This window comes from Paenibacillus sp. GM2, assembly GCF_900069005.2.
Taxonomy (GTDB): Bacteria; Bacillota; Bacilli; order Paenibacillales; family Paenibacillaceae; genus Fontibacillus.
Genome location: NZ_LN831278.1, coordinates 262,313 through 281,309, shown reverse-complemented (window position 1 = coordinate 281,309; position 18,997 = coordinate 262,313). Strand labels below are relative to the sequence as shown.

Below are 18,997 nucleotides of genomic sequence, written 5' to 3'. Positions count from 1 at the left end.
CCCCCACCTTCATGGTTATTGCAGTATCTGGTCAGCAAACCACTTCAAATCAGCGGAATCAATAACTCCATCCCCATTTATATCCGCTGCTTCAACTGCTTCCCAATCCGGGCTTGCACTGTTCTTGCCAAAGCTGGCAGCGGCTATGCCCAGATCACCAACCGTTACTTTCCCGTCTCCGTTCAAGTCCCCAGTGGTCTTCGAGAGAACCACCTGAACCTCGCAAACTGCGGACAGCTTGCCATCAGCCGTAGTCACCGTGACCTTGGCCCTGCCCGGCTGCAATGCCGTGATCATTGCCTCGGATTCATTCGCCTCCAGCTTCAACACGTCGCTGCGATCGACACTCCAGGCAAGCTCCTTATTCGTAGCATTAAGCGGGACAAGCGCCGCTTTCAGATTTATCGATTCACCCGCTACTAGTACAGCCTGTTCACTGCTTAAGCTAATCCCTGACACCGGAACATTCGGCTTGTAAGTAATCTCCAAGTAAGATTTATATATCCCGCCATCGCCTTCTTTGCTTTTAAATGTAACCGTCAAATCTGAATCTCCCTGCAAAGCCAGGCTCATCTGTCCATCCAGCTTCAACCGCGATTGGGCAAAGGAGGTGACATCGAATTGCCGCCATTGATACTCTTTATCTGCCGAAATCTTCTCAAGCAAGGCTCCTATCGCCGGCATGTTGTTCCATGTCAGTGCAGTCTCGCTCCAATTGTTGCTCTCTACTGCATGAACACTTACTCCCGCGTTCTGTGTACGGCTGTCATTAACCCCGCCATATATAAACAATTGGGCAGATTCAATCTCGCGGTCAGCAGGAATTCCGCTCATATCGAACTTCAGGAAGGCTTTGCGCAGATAACTCCCGGTACCATTCTTAATGTCCATATAGCTGCGAGTGCCGAAGTTCGTATTAACATCTGCACCCTCTTGTACAAAAGCATCCTCGCTGACATAAACCTCCGTTTTCTCGACTTGTCCCGGGCCCTCAGGTTCCCCCTCCAACTCCGGAGCTTGCTGCGGATCATATTCGAATTGAATCTCATAGCTTCTGCCAAGAGAGTCCTGTGTATTGATCTCCAGCTTAAGATAAGGCTCCGTCTGTACAACGGTCACGGACGGATCCTTCGTCAATTCCTTGAGTACAACCTTACCCAGATCAACTAAAACTTTGTTCTGAGTTTGTGTTGGATCTGACACGGATACAGTCAGCTTATTCCCTTCCTCCTTTACCATCACAGAAGCCGGACCAGAAGCCCGAACGAATTCCGACTTGCCTGCTTCCCAGAAATTAAATGCGCTAATCCCCAGCTTCTTATCCCGAGCAGAATGGACCTGACTCGATTGACTCATAATCTCAATGTCAGGATTCAGACTGTATTGCTCCGTCTCTGCTACCCCTTTGTTAGGCAATAATACATAAGCATAGGATCCATTTTTTGGCGCGCTGCCGTGTTCGAATGCAAGACTTAGGTAATTTCTTGTGATTGGATCTGCTGAGCCATCATTATTCACGTTTTTCCAGGACCCTGTTCTTGCTTCTCGCTTCCCGTCAATGTCCGCTGTCTCCGGGAAATAGTATCCGATGTCCGCACCTGAAACATTGCCTTGCAGATGAGCCCAGCTAATTCCTTTCAGCGTCTCCTCCCAGCCGGGCGTGGCAGGCTTCACCTGACCGTCAACCACCAGATTATTGGAACCGCTGTCATTTATTTGCCGGTTCTCTACAATCGTCTCTACCTTACGGTTAGCCGACCCTGAAATATCTGAACCTATCGCTACAATCTCATCGTCGAACATGAACCAGGACTTCTTGCCCTGCAGATCGCTTCCCGTGCTGTCCTTGAGTGAGTAATTCATGCCGCTTGCTCCGAATTGACCATCAAGCGTCGAGCCACCGACCCAAGCCCGCGGATTGTAATAGGACGCCCAGTCTTTAGGAGCTGGCGCATAGCCGTCCGTTGTCGTTCCCGGCAAGCGGAGCATATCTACCGTTGGCCAATATTGATTGCTGTACTGCGACAGATCGTTGTTGTATAAGCTGGTCATGCCGATGCCGGTATACCAGCCTTGCTTGTTCTCGCCATTGCCGTATTCAAAAGCCGAGATTCGCTGTGAGAACATACTAAGCGCAAAACCATAGTCCTTACGCAGATGGACAACCCGATCCATCGCCGCGAAATTCTGGTGCTTAACCAGTTCTCCGCGCGCTGCCACTGAAGAATCATTGGCGATCGCTTTGATCAGATTCATCTCATAAACGGGCATATTTTCATAATAGTTAGAGAATGTAGTATCAGACTGCACCCACTCCTTAATCATGCTCTTGATCTTGATGGACTGTTCCGCCGGGGCGTCCTCTGCCAGCCGCGCCAGCGTACGGATAATCGCACGTCCGGTCAGATGATCGGAGTCACTCTGCCGCGAAATGCTGCGTCCCCTGACGTTATCCATCATGGCTCCTTTATAAATCAACGCCTCGAAGGAATCCTCAACCCAGCGATACACATGGCTTACTCGCGGATCGTTAATCTCCCAAGGAGATGCGTTAAATAGATATAATAAATCGGCCATTCTACCGATCAAGACGCCTCCATAAGATCCTGTGTAAGCAATATTCGTATGCTGGATCAAAGAGCCGTCCTCATAGATCCCATCGCCCTTTTTAGCATATTGAAGCTCGCTGTATATCGCATTTTCTCCCTGTTCGATCTTGAAGCTCTGCTTCCCGACAACACCGCGCAATACAACGACCAACGCTTTGTCGAGCAAATTTGCACCGGTCTCGGTTACACTCCCGTTTTGCACCCGCTTGGTCGGGTCCGGTACGAATGTATCGATAACCTTCAGGTTTCTAGCAATCTGCCCCTCGCTTAAATCGTCATACATAAGTACGAGAATATCCATTAGGGCCTGTGGAGTCCCAATCTCCCAGTCCCACCAGTTGCCAACGATCTTCTTGCTCTCGTTATATTGATAGGCATTCATCCAATCCAGAGCCAGGATAATATCATCCTTCAGAGCAGGGTTGCTGTATTGCGCTGTCCCCTCTGTTGAATAGGCCGTTGCCATATCCTTGATCATCGTATAAGCCTTCGTGATCACTGCTGAATCGGTATTATCACGGGAGATGCCGCCAACCCATAGATTCTGTGCGCCCGGTGTCTTGTCCATCAGGTCCCAGATGCCGGTTGCTTGGGGATTGGAAATCCGGTTCGACAAATTGTCGATGTAACTCCTTACATCGGAATCACTCATATCCATCGATTCTCCACCGATCAGCTTGGTATGCCACCTCTGTCTGAGTGCATCATAACCATCCAGCATTTCAGCTGATTCTACCGTTACAAAAGCCTCCGCCCGGATGAGCCCATCCGCTGTAGCAACCGTGATCGTTGTTGTCCCATAGTCATTAGCTGTAACATTACCCTCATCCACACTCGCTACGTTCGGATCGGAAGATGTCCAAATCAGCGTTTGTCCTGCCGCATCCTGTGGTGTAATCACGGGTGTCAGTATAGCTGTATCCCCTTGATGCAGCGAGATCGATTTGGGCTGCAGGTCCAATCCTGTAATTCCCCCCCAGCGTTCAAGCTTCACATCGTCGAACCATACCGTTCCCGTGCCTGTCTCGAAGAACGGCTCTAACCTGACGTACCGGGCTCCGGCCGGAACGGGCACCACGACCTGCTGTAAAGTCCAATCATGGGTACCCGCCATTTTACTCGTTACCGGTCCGTCTCCCAGCTTATCATCCTTCGTAGCGCCATCCATCCCATTGACACTCCGGTAGAAATTAGTTCTGACAAATACGCCGCCGCTGGATACAACATCCTGCGTCCTGATCCAGGCGCTTAGCTTGTAGTTGCCTTCTTCCGATACCGGTACATTGATAGACAGCCCCGTTCTATCACTGCCCGTGTGCTCGATCTGTACAGAATAAGCACCTGAATGGTAGACCGCATCAGTGACAGACACCTTACCATTCTTACTGGCCAGCCAGGCCCCCCAACCATTCGGCTTCAAGCCGCCGATCCAGGATGCATCCGTTGTATGCACCACATCTTCAAAGCCTCCATTAGGAACGAGATTATCCCCGGCTCCCCCATCCGCAGACACTTTGGTCATAAGCAGCCCGGCGGGAATCAGCACCTGAAGCAGCATTCCGACAATCAACACCACCGACATCCTCTTATAAAGCGCTTTCAACTCGAAATTCCCCCTTTCACCATGCAAGCTATTATTTTAGTACTGTACTTCATCATAGTTTCAATGCTCAACCTCAATACATGGCGAATTTTTACCCATTCACGGACAATTTTGACTTCAACCTATTGTATGGTTCGGAAAAATGTGGAAAACATCTCAAAAACCCACAGCTAATGAATTCATCATCCGCTGTGGGTTTGCTTTGTTCTGATTCTTAAGAACTATGCATCGCCAAGTCAATTGAACTTCCGATTTAACAATGAAAATACGGCCTCGACCTGCTCTGAGGACAGCTCCGCATATTTATCTCCAACGTTGATTTCCGTATAACATGCGTTCTCATCTATCGCTCGGAGATTTGAGGTGATGCCGATCCCGGTCTCTTCATACAGATCGATCAGGGCCTGCTCAACCTGCGCTTGGGGCGCCGCAAAATGAATATGGAACATGTTTGAAACAGGGACCTCCGGCACTGTCGCCGTTCGCGGGCAACGATTAAACCGTTCAGCCAGCTGTTTGGCCCCCTGATAGTACTGCTCCATTTTGCCGATCCTTTGCTCGAAATAGAAATCTGAACTAAGGATATAAGGGTACAAGCTGATTAAATCGCCGCCATGCCGTCTTTTCCAAGGCTTCGACTCCTCTGTAAACTCCGTATCTCCGGCCAGAATGGCTCCAGCCACACCGCCAAGCCCTTTATAAAAAGAAACATATACACTATCGAACAGAGAACAAATCTCCGCCGCAGTCTTTTCGTAGTACGGCAAAATTTCGAACAATCTGGCCCCGTCCAGATGCAGCTTGATTCCCTGCTCATGACAATATGCTGAAATTGCCTCAAGCTCCGCATAGTCCGGCAGCTGTCCGCCGATTTCCCGCTGCGGCAATTCTAAAAGCAAACAGGAAACATCCTCGCTTATATTTTTTACATCGTCCAAAGTAATTAAGCGGCTTCGATCCGCCAGCAGGATCGGTTCTATTCCATGCAGCTGCTTGAGGCCGTCTTCCTCATGAATTTCCAAATGGCAGAGTGGATGGTAAGCAACCTTTCGCAGCCCCTGCCGGTCACACCAGATTCGCAAAGCGATTTGCTGGGCCATCGTCCCGCTAGGGAAGAACACAGCGCTCTCCTTGCCCAAATATTCGGCCATTTTCGCCTGAAACTGTTCAATAAGCTTTCCTTTGCCATACATATCGCTGTCTGTATTCTCATCCATGTCGTGAAAGGCTGACATCAGCATTCCTATATTTCTTGGGCCATGACCCGAGAGCCGATAGGCAGTCTTGTTGAACGCAGATCCGATCGTTTGATCCATTGTCATAGGTGGGCCTCCTTGTCGTGATAACCGTTCTGTCCCCTTCAATTCAGATAATTCTCTGTTTCAGAGTACCACATGTAGAGGCGCTGTAAAACAGCATTCCCCACGCTTTCCGCTATCACGCCCTTATGAAAACTTTCACTTTATCTGCAACATTTCTTAACGACCTCCGTCTATAAAGACGAAAACAGCAAACAAAGACACGCCATATCGGCAATCATCAAGCTGTGCGTACTACCTACACATAGAACTAGGAGGAAATACTGATGAACAAACCATTTAAAGTATTGGCAACCGCAACGATCCTGGCTATGGCCGCTCTGCCTACAGCCGCTTTTGCTCAGCAAGGAGCAGCAACGCCGGTTAATGAGACTGCTATCACTCAAGCCAAGGTTGTACCTGGAACAATGGGAAAAATCACCGATTTCGTTAATGATAAAACAGGCAAATTCATTACTGTAACCGGCCGTGGTCTGGCTGCAACCGACCAAAGCGAAATCATTCTCTCGATCACCAAAGATACCAAGATCGTCGATGCAAAAGGCCAAACCGTTGCCTTGAAGTCCATTATCGATGATAAGAAAGTAGTTAAAGCTTTCTATGGACCAAACATCACCAAGAGTTTGCCAGCCCGCGGAACCGCCTTGACCCTGGTCGTCCAAGACCGTGACTTCAGCGCTATCCAAGGTACGGTCTCCGAAGTGACTGAAGATGGAAGCATCTTCGTGAAAGGAACTGATCTCTACGGCGGTTATAACGATGAGATTATCCTTCATCTTGATCCAAAGGCCACCCTTCTCGATCAAAACCATGAGGCTATTGAAGCTGGCGATATCAAGGCCGGTATGAGTGTGGAAGCATTTTACGGCCCTGCCGTTGCAATGAGCTTACCTGCTCAGTCAACCACTAATTATCTGGTGGTAAATACAGATGAGATTGCTGATCTGACCCCGGGTACAAGCGGAATTATTATCAGCAAGAATGAAAAAACGATCACTGTGATCGGCAACCCTATGGAGCATGGTGGCACTAATTATGTCATGCTGCATGTGGATAAAGATACCGTTATCGTCGATGAGAACGGCGCTGTATTAACTGCCGATGCATTAAAAGAAAACAGCTATATCGATGCCTTCTACGGCAATATAATGGCGATGAGCTACCCTGGTCAAACCCATGCCGATAAGATTGTTGTCAAAGCCGCTCAAGCGGTCAAAGCAGAAGGCACCATTACAAATTCGGAACGGGCTGGCGAAGGCCGCGTCTACCTCAACGTTGGCTCTGACGATAAGACGGAGAATGACATCATTCTGAACATCTCCGACAAGACCGTTATCCTCCCGTTAGCAGGCGATGATATGGAATTGAAGGACGGCATGAAGGTGGTCGTATACCACTCGCCAATCATGACGAAGTCTCTCCCAGGTATTACGAACGCGGAAGTTGTTATTGTTACTCCGGATAACAATACTGCAGCCGCTCAATAAATCTTTCGTTCGGTTAACAGTATCTATCTGAACACGGTACGGATTATTAGCTGCTCGAGATGCTCTTGACTAAATTCCTGCAAAATACAGCTTTTGATGACTCCCCCTGAAAGATAGAAAAACCTGCATATATGGTATGATCCCCTTCAAGTAGGCACTCCAAAAAACCTTCATGTTAAAATGAGGGTTTGAGTGACACTTGGAGGGGATTTTTATGGCTAAAAAAGGACAGACATTTTATTCGTATACTGAAAAATTTAAGTTGAGTGCGGTTAAAAGCTTTATTTGGAGGGCGGATCACAAAAACGGTGCTGTTAGTATAACACTAATGAATCCTGCGGACTCTTTACAGTTCTTTTACAACACTTGTTGCGTATTATGACTTTGCGGTTTCGTAATAATGAGCTGCAACAAAGCCGTCTATGGTTACTTTATGTAAGTAAATATATTTCTACAATTTATCCGCTAGCTACTATATTAGTTACGAAAAGTTATCTTGTTAATTTTATTTAGCAGATGTATAATGCTTAACAAGAGGTGATAGCGATGGAAATGCCGCAGCTTTGCCCCCGATTTAACCGAGCTATTGAACTACTAAGCAAACGTTGGTCTACATTAATCGTATACCGACTGCTGGACGGACCGCAGCGATTTATCGATATCGAGAACTCTTTGCCCAATCTGAGCGGTAAAGTGTTGTCCGACCGGCTGCGAGAGCTTGAGTCAGAAGGTGTCATTCACCGCACTGTATATCCGGAGAAGCCCGTACGTATAGAATACTCATTAACTGATAAAGGCCGTGACCTTGCCCCCTTGATGGATGATATCCAACAGTGGGCGACGCGCTGGGTTGAACTGGACTGACCGATCAACCGTTTATTTTATCAGTCTGGTTGAACACACAAGAGCAATCCAGCCTGTCTCCCAAGGGAGATGAGGAGGATTGCTCTTCTTATTATCCGCCAATATAGGACATATTTATTTTTTTGCGGGTCTGTGCTGTCTGTTCGGTACGTTCGTCGGAATATCGGTCATGCCGCGACAACCATACATCGCGGATTGCGTGGGTTAGCTGGGTTCTGGAAGCCCCGCTGCGCAGCATTTGCCGCAGATTGAAGCCCTCCGAAGCGAAGAGACACGTGTAGATTTTGCCTTCCGAAGAGAGGCGGGCACGGGTACAGGTGGAACAGAAAGATTCCGATACCGAGGTGATGAAGCCGATTTCGGCCGATCCATCCTTATACTGATACCGCTGAGCAACCTCTCCGAAGTAATTGCTCTCCAGCGGCTCCAACTCGTATCGTGAAGCCAGCAGATGATAGATCTCCCGTTTGGTCACGACCTTCTTCATACTCCAGCCATTATCATTGCCAACATCCATGAATTCAATGAAGCAGAGCTTGATTCCGCGCGCTTTGAAGTAGGCGGCCATAGGCAAAATCTCCTGCTCATTCAAGCCCTTTTCCACCACCATGTTCACCTTCACCTGCAATCCGATCCGTCTTGCATGTTCCATATTGTCCAGAATGCGTGAAGGCTCAATACCTCGTCCATTCATATATCCGAACAGCTTCGGATCAAGCGCATCCAGACTCACATTCACACGGCGCAGTCCGGCATTCATCAGCGAGTCTGCATATCGTCCTAACAACAGACCGTTTGTCGTCAGTCCGATATCTTCAATCCCGTCGATCTGCCACAGTCTCTCAATCAACGATGGCAAATGGCTGCGCAACAGCGGCTCGCCACCCGTCAGGCGGAGCTTACGAACACCGAGAGAAGCGAATACCTCTGCAACTAAGACGATCTCTTCAAAGGTGAGCAGCTCTTCGCTGGGCAGGAACCTGTAATCATCGCCAAAGATTTCTTTAGGCATACAATAGGTACAGCGAAAATTACAGCGGTCGGTCACAGATATCCGCAAATCCCTAATCGGCCTTTGCAGTTGATCCTGCATCGGCTCTGTTTTCATAGCTGCTTCACCTTCTTTGTATAGCTAAGCTTCAGATGGATCAAGGAGTTTCCTTCGGCTCCGGACTCCTCCGCTGATCACCGATCCATTCCTCGCCATTCTCCCAAATTTCCTTCTTCCAGATCGGTACCATTTCCTTGATACGCTCAATTGCGTATTCATTCGCCTCATAGGCCGCCTTACGATGAGGAGAAGAGACCGCGATAGCTACCGCGATGTCAGAGATTTGCAATTGACCGATACGATGGGCAATCGCAACCCTTGTACCAGGCCACTTCTGCTCGATCTCTTCGCCAACCTGGGCCAGCATCTTCTCGGCCATGGGAACATAGGCCTCATAAGCAAGATATTTCGTTCTAACCCCTTGCGTCCACTCGCGGACATGTCCTGTAAATACCGTTACCGCGCCTGCCCCAGGATGAAGCACGTAATCGATATAAGGCTGAGCCTCTATCGGCTGTTCGACAATTTCATATTGCTTCATAATAAATCCTCGCTTGATATTTTCGTTACGTCGATATTAGATACATTATCATTATGAAGCCAGATTCCCGATCAGGGCAAGTGGATCAGCTCACCGGCAAGCGGTTCATTATCCGAGAATAAATCCGGATTCTCACGCAGCATCTCCGTCAGTATGGCTGTCATCTGCACGGTATCACAGATCCAGGTATCAGCATCACCGAACTTGACCTTGCGGATCGCGCCTTCCCGTTCAAGAATCTTCTCTACCTTCCAGAAATGCTCGGACCATGGCAGCCCGTAATGGCGTCGTGAAGGTACCGGAATCTCCGTTCCATCACCAAGCACAACGAATAACTGCTCATGACTATCCGTAATTCTACCGGGAATATCTACCCATTCCTCAATTCCATGAATAAAAGTATTGCGTCTTAGATCAACACCTACAAGCATAATTGTCGCTTGACGGTCCAACAGCTTGCCCCATGGAGATTCTCTATGGCAAGGTGTATCGCATAATTCGGCCCCGGCTACGAATTCAGCCGCATCCTCACCCAAAGCCGCCACCGAATGTGTCGGGTGATAAGAACGAATCACGCCCTCGCGCGCCCGGAACAATTCCGGCAAAATCCCGACGCAGGACGGGGAGGTCTCCACATAGAACTTTGGACGATCCGCGTTAATGTAAGACCAGGTATGGGTCGGGAGAACTAGCAGCCCCTCCCGCATATATTCACTGAGTGCATCCAGCACCGTATCGGCTCCTCCATCGACTTCACCCAAGCTCTTCATGGATGAATGCACGAGCAGAGTGCCTTGGCGGTCGATTTTGGCCGCCGTTAGCTGATGGATCAGACTGTCGCTTGTATGCATTATCATTAAGCCTCCCATTATAGTGATGCAAGACCATTATGGCCCATTATACCCTAGACACCTGTAATGACAAGCCATAAGCTCACAGCTGATCATCCTGACAAATAAGGAATATACGGATAACAAAAAACTGACACCGGCATTGTACCGAGCGTCAGTTCATATAGAAAGATTCTTCATATTAGCTATCTACCCCATGTTTCCTAGCTTACTTCATTTAATCGTGATGATTGAAGCTGGTATTGGTCAATACTGCGAGCATCCGCTCATCTTCCGCCATGGTAGACCCACATTGAGGACAAGTAGGGTGATTCAAAAAAGCAAAGTTGCGTCTCATCCAACCGTTGCAATCATCATTCGTGCAAGACCAAATGGCCGTAATCTCCTCTGGAATTTCTTCCGCTTGCTTTTTTCTCGAGTTGTACACGAAGCATCCCTCTCTTTCTCATCTGGAATGATTAGCTGATAAAATAAAATGCCCCAAACTGGTACGTCTGGGGCATATTATCTTTAGATAAGCTTACAGCTTAACAACGTTCTCGGCTTGTGGACCACGGTTGCCTTGAACTACGTTGAACTCAACGCGTTGGCCTTCGTCCAAAGATTTGAAGCCATCGCCAACGATCGCGCTGAAATGCACGAATACGTCATTGCCGCCTTCAACCTCGATAAAACCAAAGCCTTTTTCTGCGTTGAACCATTTAACTGTTCCTGTTTCCATGAATATTACCTCCAAAAATTTAATTATATGACCTCTATATTCGTTAAATAATAAAAATCACATATTGCACAAGGCTATGCACTTAAAATCATAACCCTCTACAATATGTGAGTTCAGGCCAAAATTCCAATTACTCTCATTATAGTTCAATTCGCTTAAATAAGCAACTGTACTAATTTGGATTTATTACCTGTTCCCTGTAAAGAATGATTCAAGTTATTATGTTTAGCACCTGTAACAACTATATGAACCGTTTTGAGGTCATTTTAAAGCTTGAAACTCGTGTGCTTGAAACACACTCTTATAATATAGTCGGGGACCCGCGGAAATATACCTGATTCTGTAAAAAGATTCGCCAACACCGTCCAAATCCCCTATATATACTCCAGAATACTCCTGTTGGATCGTTTAGTCCATCAAATAATGGATTGAAGGCGGACGATCGCCTGCGCCCGATCCACAACTTCTAGCTTACTGTACAGATTGCTGATATAATTCCGGGCTGTACCTTCGGCAATATGCAATGCATCTGCGATTTCTCGGTTATTCAAGCCTTTGATAATCAGGTGAGCCAGCTCTTCCTCGCGCTCCGTAAGCTTAATATGCTCCAAGGTCGATCTTTGCCACTGCTCATATTCCTCATTAAACCGACTCATTCGTATCGCAAGCTTGGCCGCGACGGCTGCCGGAAGAACAAATTGTCCGGATACCGTATCACGGATGGAAGCGATCATTTTATCGGCATCCATATCCTTCAGCATGTACCCGCTCGCCCCATTGGCCAATCCTTCGACAATATAATCCGTCTCGATAAAAGTAGTCAGAATCAAAATAAATACATCGGGATGACTTTGCTTGATTCGCTTGAGCGCACTAATACCATCCATGACCGGCATACGAATGTCGAGCAACACGAGATCCGGCCGCATGGTATCCACCATTTCACAGACCTCCTGACCATTTCTGGCTACACCGATAACCTCAAGATCCTCCTCAAGATCCAGAATCGTCCGCAAGCCTTCCCGCGTCAGCATCTGATCATCCGCAATCACTATTGAAATTTTCTTCATACCTTCTCTCCAATCCAACGCGAGGCGTAAGGCAAATTTATCACGATTTCACAGCCTTGATTCAACTTCATATTAACGGCAAGGCTTCCCCCCAATTGCTCGACCCGATCCTTCATCGCCTTCAGTCCAAAGCCCATCTTGGGTTGCTCCGCCCCTTGACCTTGGTCCTTAAGCTTGAACTCGATGTTAGAGCCCACTGTCCGCAGGCTAAAATGGAACTCCGTGCTTCCTCCATGCCTAATTCCATTTGTCAGCCCTTCCTGTAAAGCATGATAGATCGTCTTCTTCTGAGCTTGGGATAACTCGGGCGGTTCGTAAATGGCGGCATGAATTACAACTCCCGTATTGCGCTCCGTATCACGAATCAGCTGCCTTAGAATCGGCAGGAAATCAGCATGCTTGTCCTCCTTCAGCATATGAACAGCTCCGCGAATTTCATTCAGACTATGCCTGACCAGCTCCTGCGCTTCCTTCAAACGTTCTGAAGCCGCCTCAGCATCTTTGAAGAACAACCGCCTGCCCGCCTCAATCTGCAAAATAGTTGAAGTAAGCGTGTGACCGACAATATCATGAATCTCCTGGGCGATTCGATTCCGCTCCTCATAGATCGACACTTCGGCCAGAGCGACAGCGGTCTCATGCATCGATTGCTCCAGGCTGCTGGTTCGCTCCGCAACCTGCTGCTCCAGACTATCCTTAAGCATCTGGATCCCGGTGTACAGTCCGGCGTTGGCAATGGAAATTGCACATTGCGAGCCAAGCAGCTTCAATATATCAAGCCGCTCCGGGGTAAAAACACCGGTAGACAATCTGTTCTCCATATAGAGCAGACAGACCATTTTATTCTGATACATGATCGGCAAGCATATGACCGACTTCAGTCCCTGTTCGCGGACATAGCGATCCCGCGCAAACATCCCTTCTTTTGCAGCATCATGAAGCACGATCTCCTCTTTGGTTCTGCCCGCATAGCCGATAATAGCTGCCGGAATCAGCGCCGAGTCCTCTTCGTACGGGATCGATTCGATCCGGAGATCCTCAGGGCTTCCGTAGGCTTCAATCACCCATCTGCCATTGTGGTCAAATAGGAGCGCTCCTAAATCTGCACCCGCATTATGCAGCATAATGCTCATCAGCTTATGAAGCAGACGGTTCATTTCCATTTCTCCGGATATCGCCTGCGCCGACTGCATCACCGATAAATAATCGATATTCTCCAAGCCCTGTTGTCGTCTGCTATGCAGCAAATAGCCATATTGCTGTTCCATAGAGGTCACTTTGGCAGCGGCTCCCCACTTACTGTATGCTTCATAAGCCTCCAACAGATAATGCTTGGCCAACTGCACTCTATCCTTGCGGAGCCAATATCGTCCGTAACACTCTGCGGCTATAGCCAAATCATGGATATGGCTGTAGCTTCGTGCATTGCCGATTGCCTGCTCATACCCTTCTTCCGCCTGCCGCCATTTACCGAGGATTCGATCCAATTCAGCTTTGACCAACTGATATTTGTGCAGATTGTTTTGAGGACAGCGATCGGCGAACTTCTTCAATTTCTTCAGCCGTTGGCGGATACCTGCCCTATATTGTCGCTGTTTAGCTACAGACGCCTGCTCATATAGCTGAGCCCACACTAATGATTCATAAGTATCCTGGATGATATAATCGAACTTTTTCAAACGGAATTTCGCAATAACCGCCGCCTGCTCCAGCGCCTCTTCCGCTTGTTGATATTCCCCCAGAATATAGCCGACCAGGTATTGATAGATGTAGACCAGCTCCTGAATGATATGGAACTCATCGCCATGGACGAGCTGGACAAACTCTTCGCTAGTTATATCTATTGACGCAAAAGGGTCATTTGCCGATCGATAACCTGTCAAACGGGCAAGCACCGCGGTAAATACCGCTATCTGCTTCAGATGGTAGCTGTTGTTATGCCTCAGAAAGTCCCCGGAGTGCAACAGCAGTCTCTCATAGATATCCCCAAGCGGATGTCCATAGATCAACAGCATCGCCCCACTAATTAGCACACTCTGATTCCCCTGCCACAAATCCCCGGACTCCAGCCCAACCTTCCCGGCGTATTCACGAAAAGTATTAAGCAATCCCGGATCATATTGGCGCCAGCTATCCATACAAAGGGAAAAGGAAGTAAGCGCCTTGGAATAGAGGACTGGGTAGCGCTCCGCTAACCGGCAGGCCATCATCCCCCATTTAAAAGCCTCTTCATCCCGTTTAAATTGAAAGTGAAGCAGCAGCGCATATCCCGTAAAGCCGATGGAGGCCTCCGGGGTTATTCCATCGTTCAATGTCATCTCAATCATCGTGCAGATGGAGGAGACCCAACCCTTCTGATTCACATGGAAGCTGGCATTACTCGTATATACCAGTATTGTCATAGCCGCCTTGCGCACCTCATCTGTCATAGCCGGCAGCTCGCACACAGTGTTCGGCGAATGCTGGCGCAGCATCCGGCCCACCCTTAAAAGGCGGAGGATGAGTCCGATGGTGCCGGGTTCAAAAGCATGCTTCACCCCCAGTAACTCCAGACTTCTCATGCCCAGAGATATGACCTCTTCATGATGATCATGGGAAGCCTCTAATTGGAGCTTAATCATATATACATACGCCTTATCCTGAGAACTCTGTGCATGATGAAGCAGCAAGCTGAACAATTGGTCTGCCTCTTCGACGTGAGCACAGAGAAACTCAGCTTCTGCTCTTTCACGATAAATTTGAAAAGTCAGTACATAATCGCAGTCCCAGCTCTCATCTGTCAGCATACCGGACGCATTACGCAAGTAAATTAGCGCTGTCTCATAGGCCGTAGCTTGCTTGGCCTTCAGACCTGCTTGCAGGTTCAGTTCCACTGCCTGCCTTCTCTGCCAGGGTTCATCAAGCAGCTCCAGCGCCTTGTTCAAATGATTCACCGCTGGAAATACCTCTGATTCATTTCCATGATGCAGCTGTCCCGCTAAATATCGGCCGAATCGCAAATGGATTTTTTGACGCTCGGCCTCGGGAAGTAACTTATAGGCTTCTTGTCTCACGTCATCATCTAGAAATTGATATCCCGCCCCATACTCGGAAATAAGAATGAAATGCTCCTGAATGGCAAAATCCAGCATCTCTTTAAATTCCTCCGCCGTCCGTCCAGTGATAAGGCTGAGCAGCTCCAGACTGAAACTGTTCCCAAGACAAGCCGCCTGCCCCAATATACCGGCATGTTCCTCCGAGAGGGCTTTCATTCTATCCGCCACGTAAGAGCTCGCGTTTCCCGGTACGCTCATGCCCGTGATATATAGCAGATCCCAGCGCCATCCACGAGTCTCCTCATCAAAAAAGATTCTTCTCTCCGCAACCAAGTCCTGCAAAAGGCGCTGCAGGAGCAGCGGGTTGCCTCCCGTCTTGTAGAATAAAGTGCGCACCAGCCGTTCATCCTCGGAAGCCTCATATTGGAGCTTGTCTTTGAGCAATTGTCTTATATCGACCGGATCAAGCCCGCGTAGAAGAACAGTACTACTCTTCAAGTAAGCCGACTTCAGCCGACCTTGCAGAAGCATTGCAGAATCCGCTGCCGCTGCTGAGCATTCCATCTCTCTGCAAGCGAGGACAACTAGCGTATGCTTTAATTCGGGATTATTTAATAAATGGATCAGATATTGCAGCGAAGCTTCATCCATCCACTGCAGATCATCCATGAATAAGATCAACGGATGGCCCTGCTGCGCGAATACCTGAATAAATCGGTTCATCAGCATATGGAGCCGCTGCTGCGCCTCTAACGACGGCAACGGCAGCACCGAAGGCTGCACGCCGATCAGCAGCTCAAGTCTGGGGACCAGATCAATCAGCAATTGACCCAAACCATCCAATACTTCTAAAATACGCAGCCTCCAGACCTCAATCTGCACTTTGCTCTCCATGAACAGCCGATTAAGTAAATCATCGATAAGCTGTATCCATACGTCAAAAGGGGATGCAGCCGGATTCGAGGCTGACCGGGACTGGGCGAAGAAGCCTTCATTTGATGTATGCTCCGCCACGGTCCTCTGGACAAAAGATGTCTTTCCAATCCCCCACTCCCCTTGTACCCATACTACTTGTGCCGCTCCATCGGATACCTGATCCAATACGGCCAAAAGCTGCTGTTGCTCCGCTTGCCGTCCATAGTAACCTATGGAGCCGCTCCATCGCTCTGGAACATCATGACTGCCTGGAACCAGTGAATCGATCTTCCCGGAGGTTTGATAGCAGAACAGACACTCTTCCAGATCGTATTTGATCCCATATGCACTGGAATAGCGGGCTTCGGGAGCCTTCTGTATGCATTTTGTGACAATATCCGATACGGCGACCGGGATGGAGGGATACCTATGATGTAAAGGTTCTGGCGTGCGGGCAATGTGGCGATAGACGATATTCGATACATCCTGAAGATCGAAGGGCAAGCTGCCCGATAACAGTTCATATAAGGTGATTCCAAATGAATAATAATCGGTGCGGAAATCCGGTCTTGTCCCCGTTCTGCCAGTCTGTTCAGGCGACATGTACGGCAATACCGATTCAGGGCGGCTTCTTGACGAGAGCGGACTCTGATTCAGGCCGGATGAGCATAAGCGAAGATCGATGAATCTGACGGACTTGGCAGCCGGATTTACATAGATATAGAGGGGAATGATCTCATGAAGTGTCATATTCTCGCGTTGAAGAATCATCAGAGATCGAATAATTTCTATAGCGATCTCGAGAAAAGTTGTTAAGTCCAAAGGTTCGCTGCCGGAGTGCAGAAATTGATCAAGCGTGATGCCCCCATCGTCGTGCAGAAGCAAAACAGGCCGATTCTTCAGCATTTGCAACCCGTAGGTTTTCGCCGTCCCTCTCCCGTCCAGCTTGTGGAGAAGATCAAATTCGTAATGGAAGGAGTCGATGAGCAGCTGCTGCGGATATTCGTCACAAGTGGTCTTGCCAAGCACATATTGTCCGTCCGAAGAACGACGCAGCCGGTACAACACAACCTCCTCATTACCGCTCAGTTTGCCGATGGTTTCGTAGCCCGGTAACTCGATCATTTCACGATCCTCCCTGTAACCTCTCCTTGTTCTGGGAAATATTAATCATTATATCATTTGAATTCGCCTGAACTATACCGTGTTGATGAAACATAATATATACAACAAAGAAGGCAGTCCCCAATGAGATAACCTGCCTTCCCTGTCCCTTGCCTGCTCAAGTATGATGCCTGAATGTTTTTTCACTGCAAAGCTTGCATTTAATACTGTACGGCCAGCACAGCAAATTTGCCCATTTGTTCGATCCGGACTGTAATCAGGCCGCCATTGACTTGTCCTCCAAGCTTGTTCCATACTTGATTTGTCTCATCGAAGTAATGAACAGCAGCCTGCTTCCCCGGTTCAATCTTCGCCGGATCAAACTTCAGAGTTAGAACAATCGGTTTCGCATAGTGACTCGGAGGTTCCTTAAGTTCGAATACTTGGCTGGCAAGATTTCCTTTGACATTCGCCAACATAACAGTATCAGTTACCATGGTTATCAACATGATCATATCCCAGGTACTCGCCTCCTCTAAAATATTAAACAATCCACTGCTTAACTCCGCTCGTCTACACTGTAATGGCAAATAGCGAACGTAACCAATAATTTCGTTATATATTCCATAGTAATATACTGCGATTCGACAAAATAGTGATTATTGTCATCATTTTTGTCATATGACAGAAATCACACCCTTTGCAGAAGCTAAAAAAGGAGCCCGGCGTTCGAAACGCCAAGCCCCCGAGTCAAGAATCGTATATCAATGCCGATCTTCTTCCATGGCGCCAAGCGCACGATTTTTCTCTTTGAAGCGGCTGTTGTGCGATGATACATAGGCTACCTTTTCCGCAGCCGGATCTATGAACAGCTTGGCATGATTTACAGCCAGGACGGCATCCGTAAAAGCCCCGGCGATAAGTCTGACCTTGTTCTCATAGTCAACGAAATCTCCGGCGGCAAAGATGCCCGGTATAGTCGTCTCCATGCGGGTATTGACATTCACCGTCCATTCTCCGATATTCAAGCCCCAATCGCGGACAGGCCCAAAATCGCTCCTCATTCCATGATTTACGATCACGTCATCCACATTAATAATTTCAGATTCACCGCTCTCCACATGGGTAATGCTTACCTGATTAATAAGATTCCCGTCCTGACTGTGCAGCTTATCTACTACATAGGGAGTGCGGACATTTACCGTTGATTCCCTCATACGGGTCACATTTCGTTCATGCCCACCGAATTCATTCCTCCGGTGCACGATCGTTACAGATGCAGCGACTGGCTGAAGCTCGTTAGCCCAATCCACCGCGGAATCTCCTCCGCCCGAGATCACGACATGCTTGTCTCGAAATGCATCCAGCTCCTGTACCGTGTAATGCAGGTTAGTTACCTCAAACCGATCCGCTCCCTTGATCTCCAGCTTGGCCATTTTACGAATACCATAGCCGATAGCCATGATGACTGTACGTGTCCAATGAACCTGGCCCGAGGCCGTCCTTAAGAGGAAGGTACCATCCTCCTGACGCTCACACTCGCTTACCTGTTCACCGAGGATTATCGTAGGGTCAAAGGTTTGCGCCTGCTGAGCCAACTGCTTAATTAGCGTTCCGCATAAAGTTGGAGTGACTCCTCCGACATCCCAGATCATTTTCTCGGGATACAACAGCAGCCTTCCACCCAATTCCTGATTCGCGTCAATCAGCTTCGTCTTCATATCGCGCATGCCGCTGTAGAAAGCAGCATACATGCCCGCCGGCCCGCCGCCAATGATCGTAACATCATACAACTCCAATGGGTTCCCCATCCTGATTCCTTCCTCC

General features: G+C 48.4%; 13 protein-coding genes. 2 read left to right on the top strand and 11 right to left on the bottom strand.

Translation table 11 applies throughout. The features are described from left to right. Positions 1–15 precede the first annotated feature (15 nt). Positions 16–4,212: a polysaccharide lyase family 8 super-sandwich domain-containing protein gene (locus BN1360_RS08035; protein ID WP_068779356.1), complete on the bottom strand. Its 4,197-nt coding sequence runs from the start codon at positions 4,210–4,212 to the stop codon at positions 16–18. 236 nt (positions 4,213–4,448) lie between these two features. Beyond that, positions 4,449–5,534 (bottom strand): threonine aldolase family protein, encoded by a 1,086-nt coding sequence (locus BN1360_RS08030; protein WP_068779355.1) that lies wholly within the window; start codon positions 5,532–5,534, stop codon positions 4,449–4,451. Between the two features lie 263 nt (positions 5,535–5,797). Between BN1360_RS08030 and BN1360_RS08025 the strand changes: the two genes are divergently transcribed. Then, positions 5,798–7,018 carry a peptidase gene (locus BN1360_RS08025; RefSeq protein ID WP_068779354.1) on the top strand — a complete coding sequence of 407 codons (1,221 nt, stop codon included), beginning with the start codon at positions 5,798–5,800 and terminating at the stop codon, positions 7,016–7,018. Positions 7,019–7,564: 546 nt separating this feature from the next. Next, complete coding sequence (locus BN1360_RS08020) at positions 7,565–7,882, top strand: winged helix-turn-helix transcriptional regulator (protein ID WP_068779353.1); 318 nt, start codon at positions 7,565–7,567, stop codon at positions 7,880–7,882. A 91-nt stretch (positions 7,883–7,973) separates the two neighbouring features. Here the strand turns inward: BN1360_RS08020 and moaA are convergent, their stop codons facing one another. From moaA to BN1360_RS07975, 9 genes are all read right to left on the bottom strand, one after another. Next, on the bottom strand, positions 7,974–8,990 hold the full coding sequence (gene moaA / locus BN1360_RS08015; protein WP_068779352.1) for a GTP 3',8-cyclase MoaA: 1,017 nt from the start codon (positions 8,988–8,990) through the stop codon (positions 7,974–7,976). 40 nt (positions 8,991–9,030) lie between these two features. Next, entirely contained in the window at positions 9,031–9,474 is a 444-nt protein-coding gene (locus BN1360_RS08010) for a molybdenum cofactor biosynthesis protein MoaE (protein WP_068779351.1), read from the bottom strand. 71 nt (positions 9,475–9,545) lie between these two features. Further along, positions 9,546–10,325, bottom strand: a complete 780-nt coding sequence (locus BN1360_RS08005) for an AAC(3) family N-acetyltransferase (protein WP_068779350.1) — start codon at positions 10,323–10,325, stop codon at positions 9,546–9,548. A 217-nt stretch (positions 10,326–10,542) separates the two neighbouring features. Next, on the bottom strand, positions 10,543–10,752 hold the full coding sequence (locus BN1360_RS08000) for a cold-shock protein (RefSeq protein WP_068779349.1): 210 nt from the start codon (positions 10,750–10,752) through the stop codon (positions 10,543–10,545). Positions 10,753–10,845: 93 nt separating this feature from the next. After that, entirely contained in the window at positions 10,846–11,046 is a 201-nt protein-coding gene (locus tag BN1360_RS07995) for a cold-shock protein (protein WP_068779348.1), read from the bottom strand. A 416-nt stretch (positions 11,047–11,462) separates the two neighbouring features. Then, positions 11,463–12,116, bottom strand: coding sequence for a response regulator transcription factor (locus tag BN1360_RS07990; protein WP_068779347.1), 654 nt, complete (start codon positions 12,114–12,116; stop codon positions 11,463–11,465). Then, entirely contained in the window at positions 12,113–17,191 is a 5,079-nt protein-coding gene (locus tag BN1360_RS07985) for a BREX system ATP-binding domain-containing protein (protein ID WP_068779346.1), read from the bottom strand. Before BN1360_RS07985 ends, BN1360_RS07990 begins: the two co-directional genes overlap by 4 nt. Positions 17,192–17,391: 200 nt before the next feature. Then, the gene (locus BN1360_RS07980) at positions 17,392–17,685 is read right to left on the bottom strand and encodes a hypothetical protein (RefSeq protein ID WP_068779345.1); all 294 of its coding nucleotides are present in this window, start codon (positions 17,683–17,685) and stop codon (positions 17,392–17,394) included. A 249-nt stretch (positions 17,686–17,934) separates the two neighbouring features. Next, positions 17,935–18,981: an NAD(P)/FAD-dependent oxidoreductase gene (locus BN1360_RS07975; RefSeq protein WP_068779344.1), complete on the bottom strand. Its 1,047-nt coding sequence runs from the start codon at positions 18,979–18,981 to the stop codon at positions 17,935–17,937. Positions 18,982–18,997: the final 16 nt, after the last annotated feature.

Excerpts from the sequence above, each read along its gene's own strand:
- BN1360_RS07980 (WP_068779345.1), bottom strand. The coding sequence starts at position 17,685 with ATGATCATGTTGATAACCATGGTAACTGATACTGTTATGTTGGCGAAT.
- BN1360_RS07990 (WP_068779347.1), bottom strand. The coding sequence starts at position 12,116 with ATGAAGAAAATTTCAATAGTGATTGCGGATGATCAGATGCTGACGCGG.
- BN1360_RS07985 (WP_068779346.1), bottom strand. The coding sequence starts at position 17,191 with ATGATCGAGTTACCGGGCTACGAAACCATCGGCAAACTGAGCGGTAAT.
- BN1360_RS08005 (WP_068779350.1), bottom strand. The coding sequence starts at position 10,325 with ATGCATACAAGCGACAGTCTGATCCATCAGCTAACGGCGGCCAAAATC.
- BN1360_RS07995 (WP_068779348.1), bottom strand. The coding sequence starts at position 11,046 with ATGGAAACAGGAACAGTTAAATGGTTCAACGCAGAAAAAGGCTTTGGT.
- BN1360_RS07975 (WP_068779344.1), bottom strand. The coding sequence starts at position 18,981 with ATGGGGAACCCATTGGAGTTGTATGATGTTACGATCATTGGCGGCGGG.
- BN1360_RS08010 (WP_068779351.1), bottom strand. The coding sequence starts at position 9,474 with ATGAAGCAATATGAAATTGTCGAACAGCCGATAGAGGCTCAGCCTTAT.
- BN1360_RS08030 (WP_068779355.1), bottom strand. The coding sequence starts at position 5,534 with ATGACAATGGATCAAACGATCGGATCTGCGTTCAACAAGACTGCCTAT.
- moaA (WP_068779352.1), bottom strand. The coding sequence starts at position 8,990 with ATGAAAACAGAGCCGATGCAGGATCAACTGCAAAGGCCGATTAGGGAT.
- BN1360_RS08025 (WP_068779354.1), top strand. The coding sequence starts at position 5,798 with ATGAACAAACCATTTAAAGTATTGGCAACCGCAACGATCCTGGCTATG.
- BN1360_RS08020 (WP_068779353.1), top strand. The coding sequence starts at position 7,565 with ATGGAAATGCCGCAGCTTTGCCCCCGATTTAACCGAGCTATTGAACTA.